Below are 13,389 nucleotides of genomic sequence, written 5' to 3'. Positions count from 1 at the left end.
TGATAAGATTCGTACTCAGTGTGAATTTCTTTTCTGTAAAATGCACCAGAGCCATCTCAGCGTGAAAACTATAATTCCGTTAAAGGCCATTAAAATTCCTACATTTTTTTCGTCGAGTAATGCGACGTTTTTATAGAAAAGAGGAAGCGTATTTAAAATCTGAAAAAAGCAAAAAGCATATAAAGCAACACACACACTGAACAAAATGAACTTTTGTCATTGTAGGCAGTTTGTTTCTTTTCTTTAGGTATTTCCTGACATCCTGTTCAATGCATTTTTTCGAATGGTTTCCTTTTTTGGAACGAAAATAGAGAAAAAAGACCAATCCGGCTGAAAAAGACATTACAGCATTGGTGTAAAACAGAAATCAAAGAAACAGCGGCAAGAAACCCTCCGATAGCTGGACCTATAGAATACCCAAGATTCAAGCCATTCGATTCAGAGAAAATGCCCGTGTCAGATTTTCAGGTTTTGCATAATAGGAAACGGAAGCACTATTACCGGGCGAAAAATTTCTTTGACAAAACTCAGAAGAGAATCGCAATACACAAGGATTCAAATGATTTGAAAAAAGGCAGAATCAGATAAAAAAATCGAAAAAAACAAACTCATCGTCTGAATTTTAAAAGATCCGAATTTATCCGTAAGCCAGCCGCCTACAAAAGATCCTAAAATAGAACCTACACCAAAACAGCTCAGTACAATGCCGGCACTTTTTAAGGAAAAACCTAAACTGGCGGTCATATACACGCCCAAAAAGGTAAAACCATAGATCCGCTTGGTTGACAAACATAACCAATGCCAGAATCCATGTGCACACGTGATAGACTCTGTAAGAGTCCCAGATAATTATTCCAAAAATTATTTCATAACCAACCAAAAACTTCTGCAAGGGTACTTGTTTAGACCTGAATTTTGAGAGGGAACAAGGAAAATAATTATAAGCTTTCAAATTGGTGAAATATAGCAAAAAAACTATCTTTGTCTAAATATTATATTTCAAATAAATGCAACCTAACACACAACAATTACAACAATTAGCGATTCAGGTCAGAAGAGATATTCTTCGTATGGTTCATGCCGTAAACTCAGGACATCCGGGCGGATCATTGGGATGTACAAGTTTTTTGTAGCCTTGTATCCAATCTGTAATGAACCAAAGACACTTTTGATATGGATGGTAATGAAGACCTTTTCTTTTTATCAAATGGGCATATATCTCGGTGTTTTACAGTATTCTGGCCCGCAGCGGATATTTTCCGTAAGCGAACTCGCTACCTTCAGAAAAAAATCAATACGCGCTTACAGGGGCACCCAACTACACACACCATCTACGGGAGTACGTGTAGCTTCAGGCTCATTAGGTCAGGGATTATCTGTGGCAGTAGGAGCAGCACAAACTAAAAAATTGAATACAGAACAATAAATTGTTTATGTGCTTTTGGGGGACGGAGAATTACAGGAAGGACAAAACTGGGAGGCACTTATGTATGCTGCAGCCAACAAAGTGGATAATGTAATTGCTACTGTAGACTTAACGGAAAACAGCTAGACGGACCAACAGATGTTGTTCTTATATTTTTAGCATTAAAGATAAATTGAAGCGTTTGGATGGGAGGTATTGGAAATACCAAACGGAAACAACTGAGAAAAAGTAATTGAAGGATTGGAAAAGGCAAAATCCAAAACCGAAATGGAAAACCTGTTGCCCATCATGTTGCATACCGAAATGGGTACGGTGTAGATTTTATGATGAATACGCATGCATGGCATGGAAAAGCCCCTAATGATGACCAGTTGGCACAGGCTCTGGAACCAAACGGAATGACTTTGGGAGATTATTAATAAAACCAAAAAATACTATGAAAAAAAAAAGTTTATTTTTAGGAATTTTCCTGATCAGTTACACAGGATTCAGCCAGTCTAAACCTACTGTTGAACTCAACAAAAACTGGTATATTCTTTAAAAGACAGATCTTCTTCTGAACAGAATTTCGGATATGATATCAGTATCTATTTAGGAAGTAAGAAAACGAATCTGATAGAAATAAATTATGCCAGTTATTCTATGAAACGCTCATGTATAAAGAAGGAAAAAGAATTCTTTAAATCCGTTCGGACTTGAGCGCAATGTAGTGGTTAAGAATGATAAAATGTATAATTCTTTTGCAGAATCTCCTTTATTTGACGCCAAAGTTGAATTGGTAGCATGAATAAAGTGATGTCATTTCAATATTCCATGTAACTATTATGAGATAAAAAGTACAGATGACAATTTTTCATCACCTTTTTTTGAAACCTGTCGTTGTATTGATGAGAAAAATGAAACCAAGATTCTTATTAAATAGCTTCTTTACAGGGTGGGTACTATATACCGCAATAGATAATAATGATGGAAAACTTCCTTTAGTCCATATCGTGATGTATAATGTATTGCTTTTTGTTCCGTCCTGGATTAATAATTTCTTGTTTTTTCCTTTAGTGCGTAAAAACAGAAATATTTTGCAATTTCTCTTATCAATGGCAGGTGTATTTATAGCAATAATTTTCATACAGGGAAATTATCTCAATTGGCTGAAACAGACCTTTCATACCAATGAGTTAAATGATTTTACTCCATTAGCGATTACATACACATCTCCGGAATTTTTAAAAAACTACCAATATTGCTTTGATGTTTTTCCGGGTGTTTTGATGATTACTGTTCTAATGGCAATAGGCTATGTCATGCAGGAACTTATTCTTAAAATTAAGAAACAAAAGCAGATAGAAAGCCAGCAGATTCTGGCAGAACTTCAATTACTTAAATCCCAAATAAGTCCGCATTTTTTGTTTAATGTTCTCAACAGTCTTTATGCATTATCGCTGAAAACATCCCATGAAACTCCTGATGTTATTTTAAAACTATCTGATATTTTGCGGTATTCTCTATATGAAGCTCAGGAAAAAGAAGTGCCCGTACGCGATGAAATACATATTATCAATACGTATATTGCAATCGAATCCCTTCGCATTTCTGAAAGAGCAGATGTATCTTTTGTGAGTGAAGGAATAAATGATACCATCAGGATTGCACCAATGCTTTTATTACCTTTGATTGAAAATGCTTTCAAGCATGGTATTGACTCTACAGTCGGACATTCTTATATCAAGGCTTCTCTTCACTATAAGGAGAATGCTCTGATATTTACATGTGAAAACAACTTTAAAGAAACAGCAGTAAAAAAAATAGGAGGTATTGGTATAGATAACATACGCAAACGCTTGCAATTGCTTTATCCGGCTATGCACAAAATAGACTTGGAAAAAAAAGACGATGTATTTACAATAACCCTCAAAATTAATTTGTAAGGTATGGAAAAAAAAATCAGATGTCTCGTAGTAGATGATGAAAAACTGGCTCAGGATGTGCTTATACATCACATTTCAAAATTTGAGGTATTGGAATTACAGGGAGTGTGCAATAATGTTTTTGAGCTTATTGCTTTTCTGAACAGAGATAAAAACATAGACCTGATTTTTCTGGACATTAAAATGCCTGAAATCAGCGGAACAGATTTTATAAATATGTTCAATCATCCGCCTGCCATTATATATACTACTGCTTATAATCAATATGCCTTAGATGCATTTGAACACAATGCTATAGACTATCTCTTAAAACCCATTTCACTCGACCGGTTTTCTAAAGCGATACAGAAGGCGTTGCCTGTTCTCGCAATACAAACAAGCCATAAAGCAACAACAGTAGTTTCAGATAAAGATGATGATAGTTTTTATGTAAAAAGCGATAAGAGACTTATAAAAATAGATCCGGGAGAACTGTTGTATATAGAAGGGATGAGAAATTATCTGTGTATATATACAACATCAGAAAAAGTGATGGTTCACGGTACTTTATCTTCTATAGAAGAAAACCTGAAACATTTGGAATATATATGCCGTGTACATAAATCATTTTTTATAAATCTGCGTATGATTAACTATATTGAACAGCAGGTAATTGTATTGACCAATAAAAAAACGATACCCGTAGGCTCAAGTTATCGCGATAAGGTATATGAAAAACTAAACATAATTTAACCAGGAAAATAGCGATATAAAACAGGGATACTGCAAGAGCGCAGTATCCCTGTAATTTTTGAGTATTAAAAAGAATTCTGTTTTAATTAAGAGCCCATATCAGTGCTTTTTCTTTTGTAGCTCTTAGTATCGTAGAATGTTGTTCTTTCGGTTCATGCGAATAAAGCCATCTGAGTCCTGAAACATTTTCTTCTTTTAAAACAGTAGCAAGTTCATCGGTGTAAGTTGCGATATCTGAAGAACCGGCAAACCAAACCGTTTTTTTATCTGCCGGTAAATGTCCAAGGGTATTTTTGGCTGCTTTTACAAGAGCATTGTCATTCCACCACAATGAAGGGTCAAATGCGATATAATAAGTAAACATATCAGGCTGTAACAGGAATGTTTCCATAACAAATAATCCGGCAAGTGATTCTCCTAATATTCCTCTGTCTGAAGTTGTTTTATAACGCGAACTGATTTCAGGAAACAGCTCTTCTTTCAAAAAAGCTCTGAATTTTTCTGAACCGCCTACAACCGGTGCAATTTCTTTGTCTTCAGCCACTTCTGTAGGTCCTGTCAGATCTCTTCTGCGTTGCGTATTTTCAATACCCACTAAAATAAAGGCAGGAATTTTTTTTGCTTTGATCAATTTAGCAAACGTATTGGCAATATGAGGAAAATCTTCTTTTACGCCTCCGTCCGCCATATACATTACAGGTAGGGGGTTTCCTTCTTTCGCGTAGGCTTCGGGAATCCATACATTGATGACTCTGTTTTCATTTACTATTTTAGAAGCAATGGTAAAGGTATCATGAACCGGAACCGGATCATTTGATGTATTATTTATTTTGGTACATCCGGTAAGGAATACAATTCCAATTAAAAAGGCGGAACATAAAAGCAGCATCCATTTTGTTTTCATATATATTCGGGTAAAGTTATTGATTATAACTGCCAAAAGACAGTTTAGGTTATTAACCGTAAAAATAAAAAAAAGAGAGCTATTTCCCTCTTTTTATTTATGATCTTTTTCATTCGTATTATTCAGGATTCAGTGCTTTTTTTAAAGCAATGGAAGCCTGATGTACAGAAGTCTGTACTGCCGGAATGTGTGCCAACGGATTCAGCATTCCATAGTCATGTATAAAGCCTTTATATACCGTTATGGTTGTTGGTACACCCGCTTCATCGAGTTTTCGGGCATACGCAAGTCCTTCATCATGAAGAATATCATTTTCTGCAATCTGAACCAGAGCCGGAGGCAGGTTTTTTAATTCCTGCAAGGTAGCCTGTAGCGGTGATGCATATTTTTCTTTGCGTTTATTGAGATCTGTCGTATAATGATTCCACATCCATTTCATCATAGGAGTGGTTAAAAAACGATCCTGTGCATATTTTATATACGATTCACGGGTAAAATCCGCGTCCGTCACAGGCCATAATAAAACCTGATAGGCAATTTCTGGACCCATTTTATCTTTAGCCATAAGCGCAACTACGGTTGCCATATTTCCACCAACACTATTACCGGCTACGGCAAGTCTTGAGCCATCAACACCGATTTCTTTTCCGTTTTCAGCTACCCATTTCGTAGCAGCGTAGGCTTCGTTTACAGCAACAGGATACTGAGCTTCGGGTGAGGGAGTATAATCAGGAAATACGGCAATTGCTCCGCTGTTTACAACTAAATCACGTACCAATCGTTTATGAGTTGGATAATCGCCTAAAACCCATCCTCCTCCGTGAAAAAACATAAATACGGGTAAGTTAGTCCCGGAACCCGCAGGTTTTACAATATGAATGTTTACAGTAAGTCCATCCTGTGTAATGGTTCTTTCAGATTCTTCAATATCGGAATAATCAAAATCAACAGATTTTTGAGCATCAATAAGTACCTGACGGGCTTCTTCAGGAGTCATTTCTTCCATAGGTTTGCCACCTTCATTATTGAGTTCCTTTAGAAATTCACGAATGTCTTTAGAAATTTCAGGATCTTGATGTGCAGGAATGTTGGTATGCGCCATAATGTATCAGAGTTTAGAGGTTTATAGTTCGATCTCTGTTATAAGATCGGATTTAGGTTACTATATAAATTTAATACATTAATTTAAAACAAGCCCAATCACTAATCCATAAAATGGAAATTTGGTTATACCAAGCTCTTTTTTTTAATCAGGATTTTAATCGATTGGCAGGTATTCATTTCCATATAAATCAATGTAAAAATATTTGTTTTCCTTTTTTACCCAAATATACAGATGTGCTTTTTTTCTCTTTTCTTCAACGGTATCTTTTTCCAGAGGTGTGGCTATTGCATAAGAAATCCACAAACCTTGATATTCTTCTGCGAGTTGTTTTTCCTGTTTCAATTCGTAAAGATCAAAAATTTTATTTTCCACCAGAATATAACCTAACGTATGCTCATGAGGCATATAGAATGGATAATCTTTTTGAGAAGACCGGTAGTAATAATATACAGATTGGGGTAATTGGTTCTTTAAGCGGTAGTATCCTTTGTGGTTGAGGTAACTATATGCATTATTGTTATTTTTCGACTGCTGTACCAGAAACCATACATCTTTGGTATCACGGGTACCTTTAATAGGGATAATTCGGTTGTGTTTAAAATCAAAACCAGAAAGAGTGTTTCCCTGTGGATCAATGATGCCATAGGAGGTAAGATGCGGATCTTCACTTTTTTTGCCAGCTATGGCAACTATTTTGTTGTCAATCTTCATCGGAATCAGCAGCGGTTGATTTTTATCATGCGAGCGGTATAAATCTGAATAAGCAGTAATATCAATATAATCTTCGTCCATGGTATATTGAAATCCGTTGTTACCTTCTGCAGAAGAAAGAACTTCTATATTTTGTGAATAAGCACGTGAAAAAAGTCCGGGAGGCAAAGCTTCCATTAAGCTTATTACAGAAATCTGAAAGTTGATTTTTCCTGACTTGTCAACAGTTACAATATAATCTGTTAAGGAAACAGTGTCATAAAAACTTCCTATATAGCCTTCTCCCTTATAAAACCCAAGCTGATCGAAAACGGCAGGAAGTCTTACCTGTAAGGTTCTTTTATCAAGATAGCCCCATAATTCTTTTTTTTGAAAAGGAACCAGATAAATAAAATCTTCTTTATCAATTTTTTCAAAGTAGGCAGCAATAACTGAAGAGCTTATGTTGGTCGATAATGAATCAAGATGCTGAGCATTTGCTATTAAAGGAAACAAAAACAGAATTTGGAGGCATATTTTTTTCATAAAAAAGACATTTTGTATTGGTGCAAAACAATTGATAACATTATCACAAAAATAACCTTTCATTGGAAAAGTATAACTCATGGATTTCAGTGATTTGAATGACTGAGCAGTAATTATATCCATCATTATAAAACGGTAGTTATCCGTTTATTTTTTTTCCATCTTTTCGATTTTCTCTTCCAGTTTTTCCAGTAATTTTAATTGGGCTACCTGAGATTCATATAATGCTTTAATTTCTTCATTGAGCAAAAGATCCAGTTTTTGATGTAGGCTGCGTATTTCGAGTTCCGCTTTTAAATTGATGAGGTAATCATTTTCTCCTCTCATACGGTCTTTTTCTTCCTGACGGTTCTGGCTCATCATGATAATGGGAGCCTGAAGAGCCGCAATACAGGACAATACAAGATTCATAAGGATAAACGGATACGGATCGAATTCAAGTTCTTTTGCTGCCATCGTATTGAATACAATCCAAACGGCTAAAACCAGTGTAAAAATAATGATGAATCTCCAGCTACCGCCAAATCGCGCTACCTTATCGGATATCCGCTGTCCGCTTGATAATATTTCTTTTGGTGGATGTAGCAAATTATTGATGATGAGCTGCTCTTCTTCCATTGTAGTGGCTACAATTTTTTGAAGCTTGCGCAGGTTTTCATTGCTCTGATCAATCATGGTATTGATTTCGTCCTGTTGCATTGTTAAGAAGTTTTAGTATCTACTAATGTAATAAAAATCTTTTTAGAGATCATTGAAAAGAATAGGGGAATGCCGTATCTTAGTAATATAAACTTAAACAAAAAACTACATAACATATTGTCTAATTACCATACATACATCGCTACTCCGGTTGGAGTATTAAAACTGATCGCAACAGAAAAGGGACTGGCGGCTGTGTTGTGGGAAAACGATGACGCAACACGGGTGACCCTTTCAGAAGGAATGCGTTTTGATGAACATCCTGTATTGGTGGAAACCGCAATTCAACTTCAGGAGTATTTTGCTAAAAAGCGCAAAGTATTTGACCTCCCTTTAGACTTTACCGGTACTGCGTTTCAACAACAAATATGGCAACAGTTATTGAAAATTCCTTATGGAGAAACGAGAAGCTATGGTGATCTGGCCAGAGAAATTGCCAATGAAAAGTCCGTCAGGGCAGTAGGGGGAGCCAACGGTAAAAATCCTATTTCTATCATTGCTCCATGCCATCGTGTTATAGGTACATCCGGTAAACTGACAGGATTTGCAGGCGGATTAAAAAATAAAGCATTTCTGTTAGCTCTCGAAAGATCACAGACACAACCCACACTTTGGGATGAGGAATAAGAAAAGGGCAGTAAAAAAAATTAATTCATATTGTAGATATAGCGAAAAATAATTTTCTTTGCTTAAAAAATACCAAATAGTATTTAATATGAAAAAAGCAGAAGCAACTCGTTTAACCATTTTGAAAAAGGCTTATGAGCTTATTTATATCAACGGTTACCAGACTACAAGTATTGACGATATTTTGGCGACGACCAAAGTTACCAAAGGAGCACTTTATTATCATTTCAAAAATAAAGACGAAATGGGGGTTGCTATTATCAGAGAGATAATAAAACCAAAATTCTTAGCACAGATTACACGTATTTTTAGCCTTGAAACTAATTCAGTTGAAGCTCTTTATATAATGGTTACTATGCTTTTATCAGATAATGAGTTTATGAAATTTGAGCAGGGTTGTCCGCTTTCCAACTTCATACAGGAAATGGCACCAAAAAATATTGTTTTTACAGAAGTACTTATAGAAGTGACAGATGAATGGCAAAAAATAATGGTTTCAAATATCGAAGCGGGAAAAAAAGAAGGCTTTATAAACGCTGATGTACAATCGAAATCCGTTGCCCTTTTTATCATTTCAAGCTATTGGGGCATACGCAATTTTGGTAGAATGGATAGCGAAAGCAATGTCTATCGCACTTATTTAAATGAACTAAAGAATTACCTAAATTCTCTTAAATAATTTTTATTTTACAAAACATACCAATTAGTATGTTTTTTACTTTATCTTTGCTTCATTAAAATTCAGAAGCAATGTACGCATTTCTTATTCCTTTACATTCTATATGCAGATGGCTTGTACTTCTCTCTCTTTTGTATGCTATCGGCAGAGCGTATTCAGGTTATAAATCGCATAGGGATTATTCGGATTACGACAATCAAGTAAGACACTGGACAGCTACAATAGCACATATCCAACTCATTATCGGAATGATACTCTATATCAAAAGTCCGTTCGCATCTTATTTTTGGAAAAATACAGGTACTTCCTTACAACATATCGAAATTGCTTTTTATGGCTTTCTACATCCTTTGCTTATGCTTGTCGCAGTTGTGATGATAACCATAGGTTCATCTTTGGCAAAAAGAAAAGAAGAAAGTACAGCCAAGTATAGAACATTGCTTATATGGTTTTCAGTTGCTTTACTGATTATTTTTTTAGCCATTCCCTGGCCATTTTCTTTTTTGTCCCAAAGACCCTATATACGGGTAAAGCTGATTTTGGAATACATCAGTAACATTAAATAAGCAGATAAACAACTAAACAGAATATAAAAATGATACAATTGCTAAAGACAAAAATTGGACGATTGCGGATAATTGCCATTTTAGAGGGGATTTCATTACTTATCCTTGTATTTATCGCTATGCCGTTAAAATATTTTTTTTCTTATCCGAACATTTCGCAGTTCATCGGACCATTACATGGAGCTTTATTTCTACTTTTCGTATTCAATACGTTGAATGTAGGGATAGAACAGCAATGGAAATTCAGCAAAACCACATGGATAGTGTTGATAGCCTGTATTATTCCGTTCGGTACTTTCTATATCGACAGAAAGATTCTAAATAAAATATAAAACCTTTTAACAATGGAAATTATCATCCCTGCATCAGGAATTTTAAGCAAAAATGAAATAAAAAAATTTAAAATGATGCTTATTGAATCACAAATCAAAGAAAAATACAATAAAGCATTGGCTTTACTAAATATAAAAAGATATATGAAATTTGATTTTAAAGATATATTAATTCCTGATTCATCATTATGTAGTAAAGCAATAGAGGAAGCACAGGATAGTTTTAATTCTATTTTATTTTATCATTCATATAGAACCTATTTTTGGAGTGCAGGATTTGCATTATCAGAAAAACTAAATATAGATAATGAATTATTGTTTGTCTCATCAATTTTACATGATATAGGATTAAGTGAAAAACATAATCATATTTGTTCAAAACAATGTTTTGCCAATTATGGAGGTGAATTCAGTCAAAATTTTTGCTTGGAAAATGGGTTAGATAAGAATAAAGCTACAATTGTTAAACAAGCCATTGATATGCATTTGAATCCTGTGATAGACAAAGAAAAGTATGGAAATGAATCCTATTTTCTCTCCAAAGGGGCTGCTATGGATGTAATCGGATTAAATAAATTTCAGTTAACTAAAAAATTCATATTGGAAGTTGATAAATCTTATTCAAGAAAAGGATTTAAACAGGATATTATTTATACTATGGAAAATTTTCATCATAGAGAAGGGACGAGAGCTGATATTTTGTACAAAATGGGATTCGCACAAATGGCAGGTAAAAACGCTCTTGATGAAGAATGATAGAATATATCCATACAAATAGTTGGATATAGCGAATATTTCAATAAACTTACTTGACAAATGTATGAGAGGGATAAAGTGTATTTGGTTAAAAGGTTTTTTTCCTGAAAACTTAAAAACAAAGCTACCGGAGACCGATAGCTTTATATAGTTTATAAATTCAAAGCCGTCTGTATGCTTTGGTAAATATATCTCAAATCAGAAGTTGAGATACAATAGGGAGGTACCAGATAAAGAATATTCCCTAAAGGACGTAAGATAATACCTTTGCTCAAAAAATAAGGATACAGGCTTTCATATTGCCTGTTGAAATAGGATGTTTCTTCTGTTATTTTTAATTCCAATGCCAGAATGGTACCGCGTTGACGAATAGATTTTATAGCTAAATGGTCTTTTATTTCATTTAAAAACTGTTGATGCTCCGAACATATTCTTTCAATATTTTCAAGAGTTTGTTTTTTCAAAAGCAAATCCAGACTGGCCAGCGCAGCAGTACAAGCCAAAGGGTTGGCGGTAAAAGAATGACCGTGGAATAATGCTTTACAGGCGTCATCAGCATAAAAAGCTTCATAAACAGCTTCAGAGCAAGTAGTCATTCCCAAAGGAAAAGTACCTCCTGTCAGGCCTTTTGAAAAGCACATAATATCCGGTTTTTCTGTTAAATAATCCGCTGCAAACAATTTGCCTGTACGACCAAAACCTACAAAAATTTCATCCTGAACCATTAAAATATTTTTAAACCGGCAGTATTGCATCAACGCACTGAGGTCTTCAGGTTCATGCATGAGCATTCCGGCTGCTCCCTGTACAAGAGGCTCATATATAAAACAGGCCAATTCATCAGAATAGAGGTCAATTGTTTTCTTTAATTCCTCCAGATTATCTTTTGTCGGCACATCGATAAAAATCACTTCAAAAAGCATTTCTCCAAAAGGCTGTGTCCATACAGTTCTGCTGCTTACAGACATGGCACCAAAAGTATCACCATGATAGGCATTGTGAAAAGAAAGGATTTTATTTTTTTTCAATCCCTTATTATGTGCATACTGAATGCACATTTTCAAAGCTACTTCAACCGCAGTAGATCCGTTGTCGGTATAAAAAACTTTAGTTTGATTTACAGGCAGTAATTTCAGGAGATTTTCGGAAAGCTTTATCGCAGGTTCATGCGTAAAACCTGCAAATATCACTTGTTCCAGTTGCAGTAACTGTTCCGATACTTTTTGTGCAATATAGGGATGTGCATGACCGTGTAAGGTAACCCACCACGAAGAAACCGCATCGATATAACGATTGCCCTTATCATCAAAAAGGTACGCATCTTTTCCCTTAACGATTGGTATTATCTCAGAAGCCGCTTTCATTTGAGTATACGGATGCCAGTTTACCGCTCTGTCTCTTTGTTTCAGATCGTTGTACATACGGCTTCTTTTTCTTTGACCATAGGTTGTAATCCTAAATTTTGAAACATTTGCATATCTTCACTAACTCCCGGATTTGGGGTAACCAATAACGTTTCGCGTTCTCCTGTAAAAATAGAATTGGCTCCTGCCATAAAGCACCATGCCTGTTCTTCTTCCGTCATCTCAATGCGCCCCGCGCTTAACCGTACTACAGATGCTGGCATAATAATACGGGCAGTAGCAATCATACGTACCATATCCCAGATGGGTACTTTTGGCTGATTTTCAAGCGGCGTGCCTTTTACCCGTGCCAGAGCATTTACCGGAACCGATTCAGGATGTTTAGGCATTGTAGCCAGTGTCAGCAGCATGGAAATGCGATCTGCAGCTGTTTCTCCCAATCCAATGATGCCTCCGGAACAAACTGTAATTCCGGCTTTTCTTACATTTTGAATGGTTTTTATACGATTGTCAAATTTTCGGGTAGATATAATTTCATCATAATAGGCTTCCGAAGTATCCAGATTGTGGTTGTACGCATGAAGTCCGGCTTCCTGTAATCTCAAAGCCTGTTCTTCTGTAAGCATACCCAGTGTACAGCATACTTCAAGGCCTAATTCATTGACTCCTTTCACCATATCAATGATACGGTCAAAATCCCGGTTATTGCGTACTTCCCGCCAGGCTGCTGCCATACAGAATCGGGATGATCCGGCGTCTTTCGCTTTTTTTGCATGTGCAATAACCGTTTCGGTGGGTAATAGTGCCTGTACTTTGATATCAGTATGATATCTGGCAGCCTGCCCGCAGTAGGAGCAGTCTTCAGGGCATCCTCCGGTTTTTACAGAAAGCAGTGTACATACCTGTATTTCTGAAGCTTTATGCCATTGTCTGTGGACGGTAGCAGCCTCATAGACCAATTCCAGTAAAGGTTTTTGGTAGATAGCTTCAATCTCTTCTTTTGTCCAGTTGTGTCTTAGTGGTTCTGTTGTTTGCATA

The 13,389-nt window shown here is 35.8% G+C and carries 18 protein-coding genes and 1 pseudogene; 9 read left to right on the top strand and 10 right to left on the bottom strand.

Features of this window, described 5'->3' with window-relative positions; all coding sequences use genetic code 11:
• Positions 1-15: 15 nt before the first annotated feature.
• From QW060_RS25195 to QW060_RS25180, 4 genes are all read right to left on the bottom strand, one after another.
• On the bottom strand, positions 16-204 hold the full coding sequence (locus tag QW060_RS25195) for a hypothetical protein (RefSeq protein ID WP_290365408.1): 189 nt from the start codon (positions 202-204) through the stop codon (positions 16-18).
• 62 nt (positions 205-266) lie between these two features.
• The gene (locus QW060_RS25190) at positions 267-428 is read right to left on the bottom strand and encodes a hypothetical protein (RefSeq protein ID WP_290365407.1); all 162 of its coding nucleotides are present in this window, start codon (positions 426-428) and stop codon (positions 267-269) included.
• Complete coding sequence (locus QW060_RS25185) at positions 425-559, bottom strand: hypothetical protein (protein WP_290365406.1); 135 nt, start codon at positions 557-559, stop codon at positions 425-427. The genes QW060_RS25190 and QW060_RS25185 overlap by 4 nt, the downstream gene beginning before the upstream one ends.
• The gene (locus QW060_RS25180) at positions 556-789 is read right to left on the bottom strand and encodes a hypothetical protein (protein ID WP_290365405.1); all 234 of its coding nucleotides are present in this window, start codon (positions 787-789) and stop codon (positions 556-558) included. Before QW060_RS25180 ends, QW060_RS25185 begins: the two co-directional genes overlap by 4 nt.
• Here QW060_RS25180 and QW060_RS25175 point away from each other — a divergent pair.
• The 4 genes and pseudogenes from QW060_RS25175 to QW060_RS25160 all read left to right on the top strand — a co-directional run bounded on the left by QW060_RS25175 (position 779) and on the right by QW060_RS25160 (position 4,083).
• Positions 779-919 (top strand): hypothetical protein, encoded by a 141-nt coding sequence (locus QW060_RS25175; protein ID WP_290365404.1) that lies wholly within the window; start codon positions 779-781, stop codon positions 917-919. The two genes, QW060_RS25180 and QW060_RS25175, sit on opposite strands and share 11 nt — an antisense overlap.
• Before the next feature lie 88 nt (positions 920-1,007).
• A pseudogene (locus QW060_RS25170) lies at positions 1,008-1,845 on the top strand (transketolase).
• Between the two features lie 423 nt (positions 1,846-2,268).
• Complete coding sequence (locus tag QW060_RS25165; RefSeq protein ID WP_290365403.1) at positions 2,269-3,351, top strand: sensor histidine kinase; 1,083 nt, start codon at positions 2,269-2,271, stop codon at positions 3,349-3,351.
• Positions 3,352-3,354: 3 nt separating this feature from the next.
• Complete coding sequence (locus tag QW060_RS25160; protein ID WP_290363216.1) at positions 3,355-4,083, top strand: LytR/AlgR family response regulator transcription factor; 729 nt, start codon at positions 3,355-3,357, stop codon at positions 4,081-4,083.
• 82 nt (positions 4,084-4,165) lie between these two features.
• On the opposite strand, the gene QW060_RS25155 is transcribed toward QW060_RS25160, so the two are convergent.
• The 4 genes from QW060_RS25155 to QW060_RS25140 all read right to left on the bottom strand — a co-directional run bounded on the left by QW060_RS25155 (position 4,166) and on the right by QW060_RS25140 (position 8,027).
• The gene (locus QW060_RS25155) at positions 4,166-4,987 is read right to left on the bottom strand and encodes an alpha/beta hydrolase (RefSeq protein WP_397386091.1); all 822 of its coding nucleotides are present in this window, start codon (positions 4,985-4,987) and stop codon (positions 4,166-4,168) included.
• Between the two features lie 118 nt (positions 4,988-5,105).
• Positions 5,106-6,089 (bottom strand): alpha/beta hydrolase, encoded by a 984-nt coding sequence (locus QW060_RS25150; RefSeq protein WP_290363214.1) that lies wholly within the window; start codon positions 6,087-6,089, stop codon positions 5,106-5,108.
• A 156-nt stretch (positions 6,090-6,245) separates the two neighbouring features.
• Positions 6,246-7,454, bottom strand: coding sequence for a hypothetical protein (locus tag QW060_RS25145; RefSeq protein WP_290363213.1), 1,209 nt, complete (start codon positions 7,452-7,454; stop codon positions 6,246-6,248).
• Positions 7,455-7,475: 21 nt separating this feature from the next.
• Complete coding sequence (locus QW060_RS25140; protein WP_290363212.1) at positions 7,476-8,027, bottom strand: DUF1003 domain-containing protein; 552 nt, start codon at positions 8,025-8,027, stop codon at positions 7,476-7,478.
• Between the two features lie 69 nt (positions 8,028-8,096).
• On the opposite strand from QW060_RS25140, the gene QW060_RS25135 reads away from it, so the two are divergent.
• The 5 genes from QW060_RS25135 (at position 8,097) to QW060_RS25115 (ending at position 10,987) form a co-directional block, all read left to right on the top strand.
• Positions 8,097-8,654: a methylated-DNA--[protein]-cysteine S-methyltransferase gene (locus tag QW060_RS25135; RefSeq protein ID WP_290363211.1), complete on the top strand. Its 558-nt coding sequence runs from the start codon at positions 8,097-8,099 to the stop codon at positions 8,652-8,654.
• An 88-nt stretch (positions 8,655-8,742) separates the two neighbouring features.
• A complete protein-coding gene (locus QW060_RS25130) occupies positions 8,743-9,333 on the top strand; it encodes a TetR/AcrR family transcriptional regulator (RefSeq protein WP_290363210.1) in 591 nt (196 codons plus the stop codon).
• 71 nt (positions 9,334-9,404) lie between these two features.
• Positions 9,405-9,899 carry a hypothetical protein gene (locus tag QW060_RS25125; RefSeq protein WP_290363209.1) on the top strand — a complete coding sequence of 165 codons (495 nt, stop codon included), beginning with the start codon at positions 9,405-9,407 and terminating at the stop codon, positions 9,897-9,899.
• Positions 9,900-9,928: 29 nt separating this feature from the next.
• Entirely contained in the window at positions 9,929-10,231 is a 303-nt protein-coding gene (locus QW060_RS25120; RefSeq protein ID WP_290363208.1) for a DUF3817 domain-containing protein, read from the top strand.
• 12 nt (positions 10,232-10,243) lie between these two features.
• Positions 10,244-10,987: an HD domain-containing protein gene (locus QW060_RS25115; RefSeq protein WP_290363207.1), complete on the top strand. Its 744-nt coding sequence runs from the start codon at positions 10,244-10,246 to the stop codon at positions 10,985-10,987.
• Positions 10,988-11,139: 152 nt separating this feature from the next.
• Here the strand turns inward: QW060_RS25115 and bioA are convergent, their stop codons facing one another.
• Together bioA and bioB are read right to left on the bottom strand one after the other, a co-directional pair.
• Positions 11,140-12,408, bottom strand: a complete 1,269-nt coding sequence (gene bioA, locus QW060_RS25110; RefSeq protein WP_290363206.1) for an adenosylmethionine--8-amino-7-oxononanoate transaminase — start codon at positions 12,406-12,408, stop codon at positions 11,140-11,142.
• On the bottom strand, positions 12,393-13,388 hold the full coding sequence (gene bioB / locus QW060_RS25105) for a biotin synthase BioB (RefSeq protein WP_290363205.1): 996 nt from the start codon (positions 13,386-13,388) through the stop codon (positions 12,393-12,395). Before bioB ends, bioA begins: the two co-directional genes overlap by 16 nt.
• Position 13,389: the final 1 nt, after the last annotated feature.

The organism is Paenimyroides ceti, assembly GCF_030409925.1.
This window is presented reverse-complemented; position numbering and strand designations above follow the sequence as displayed.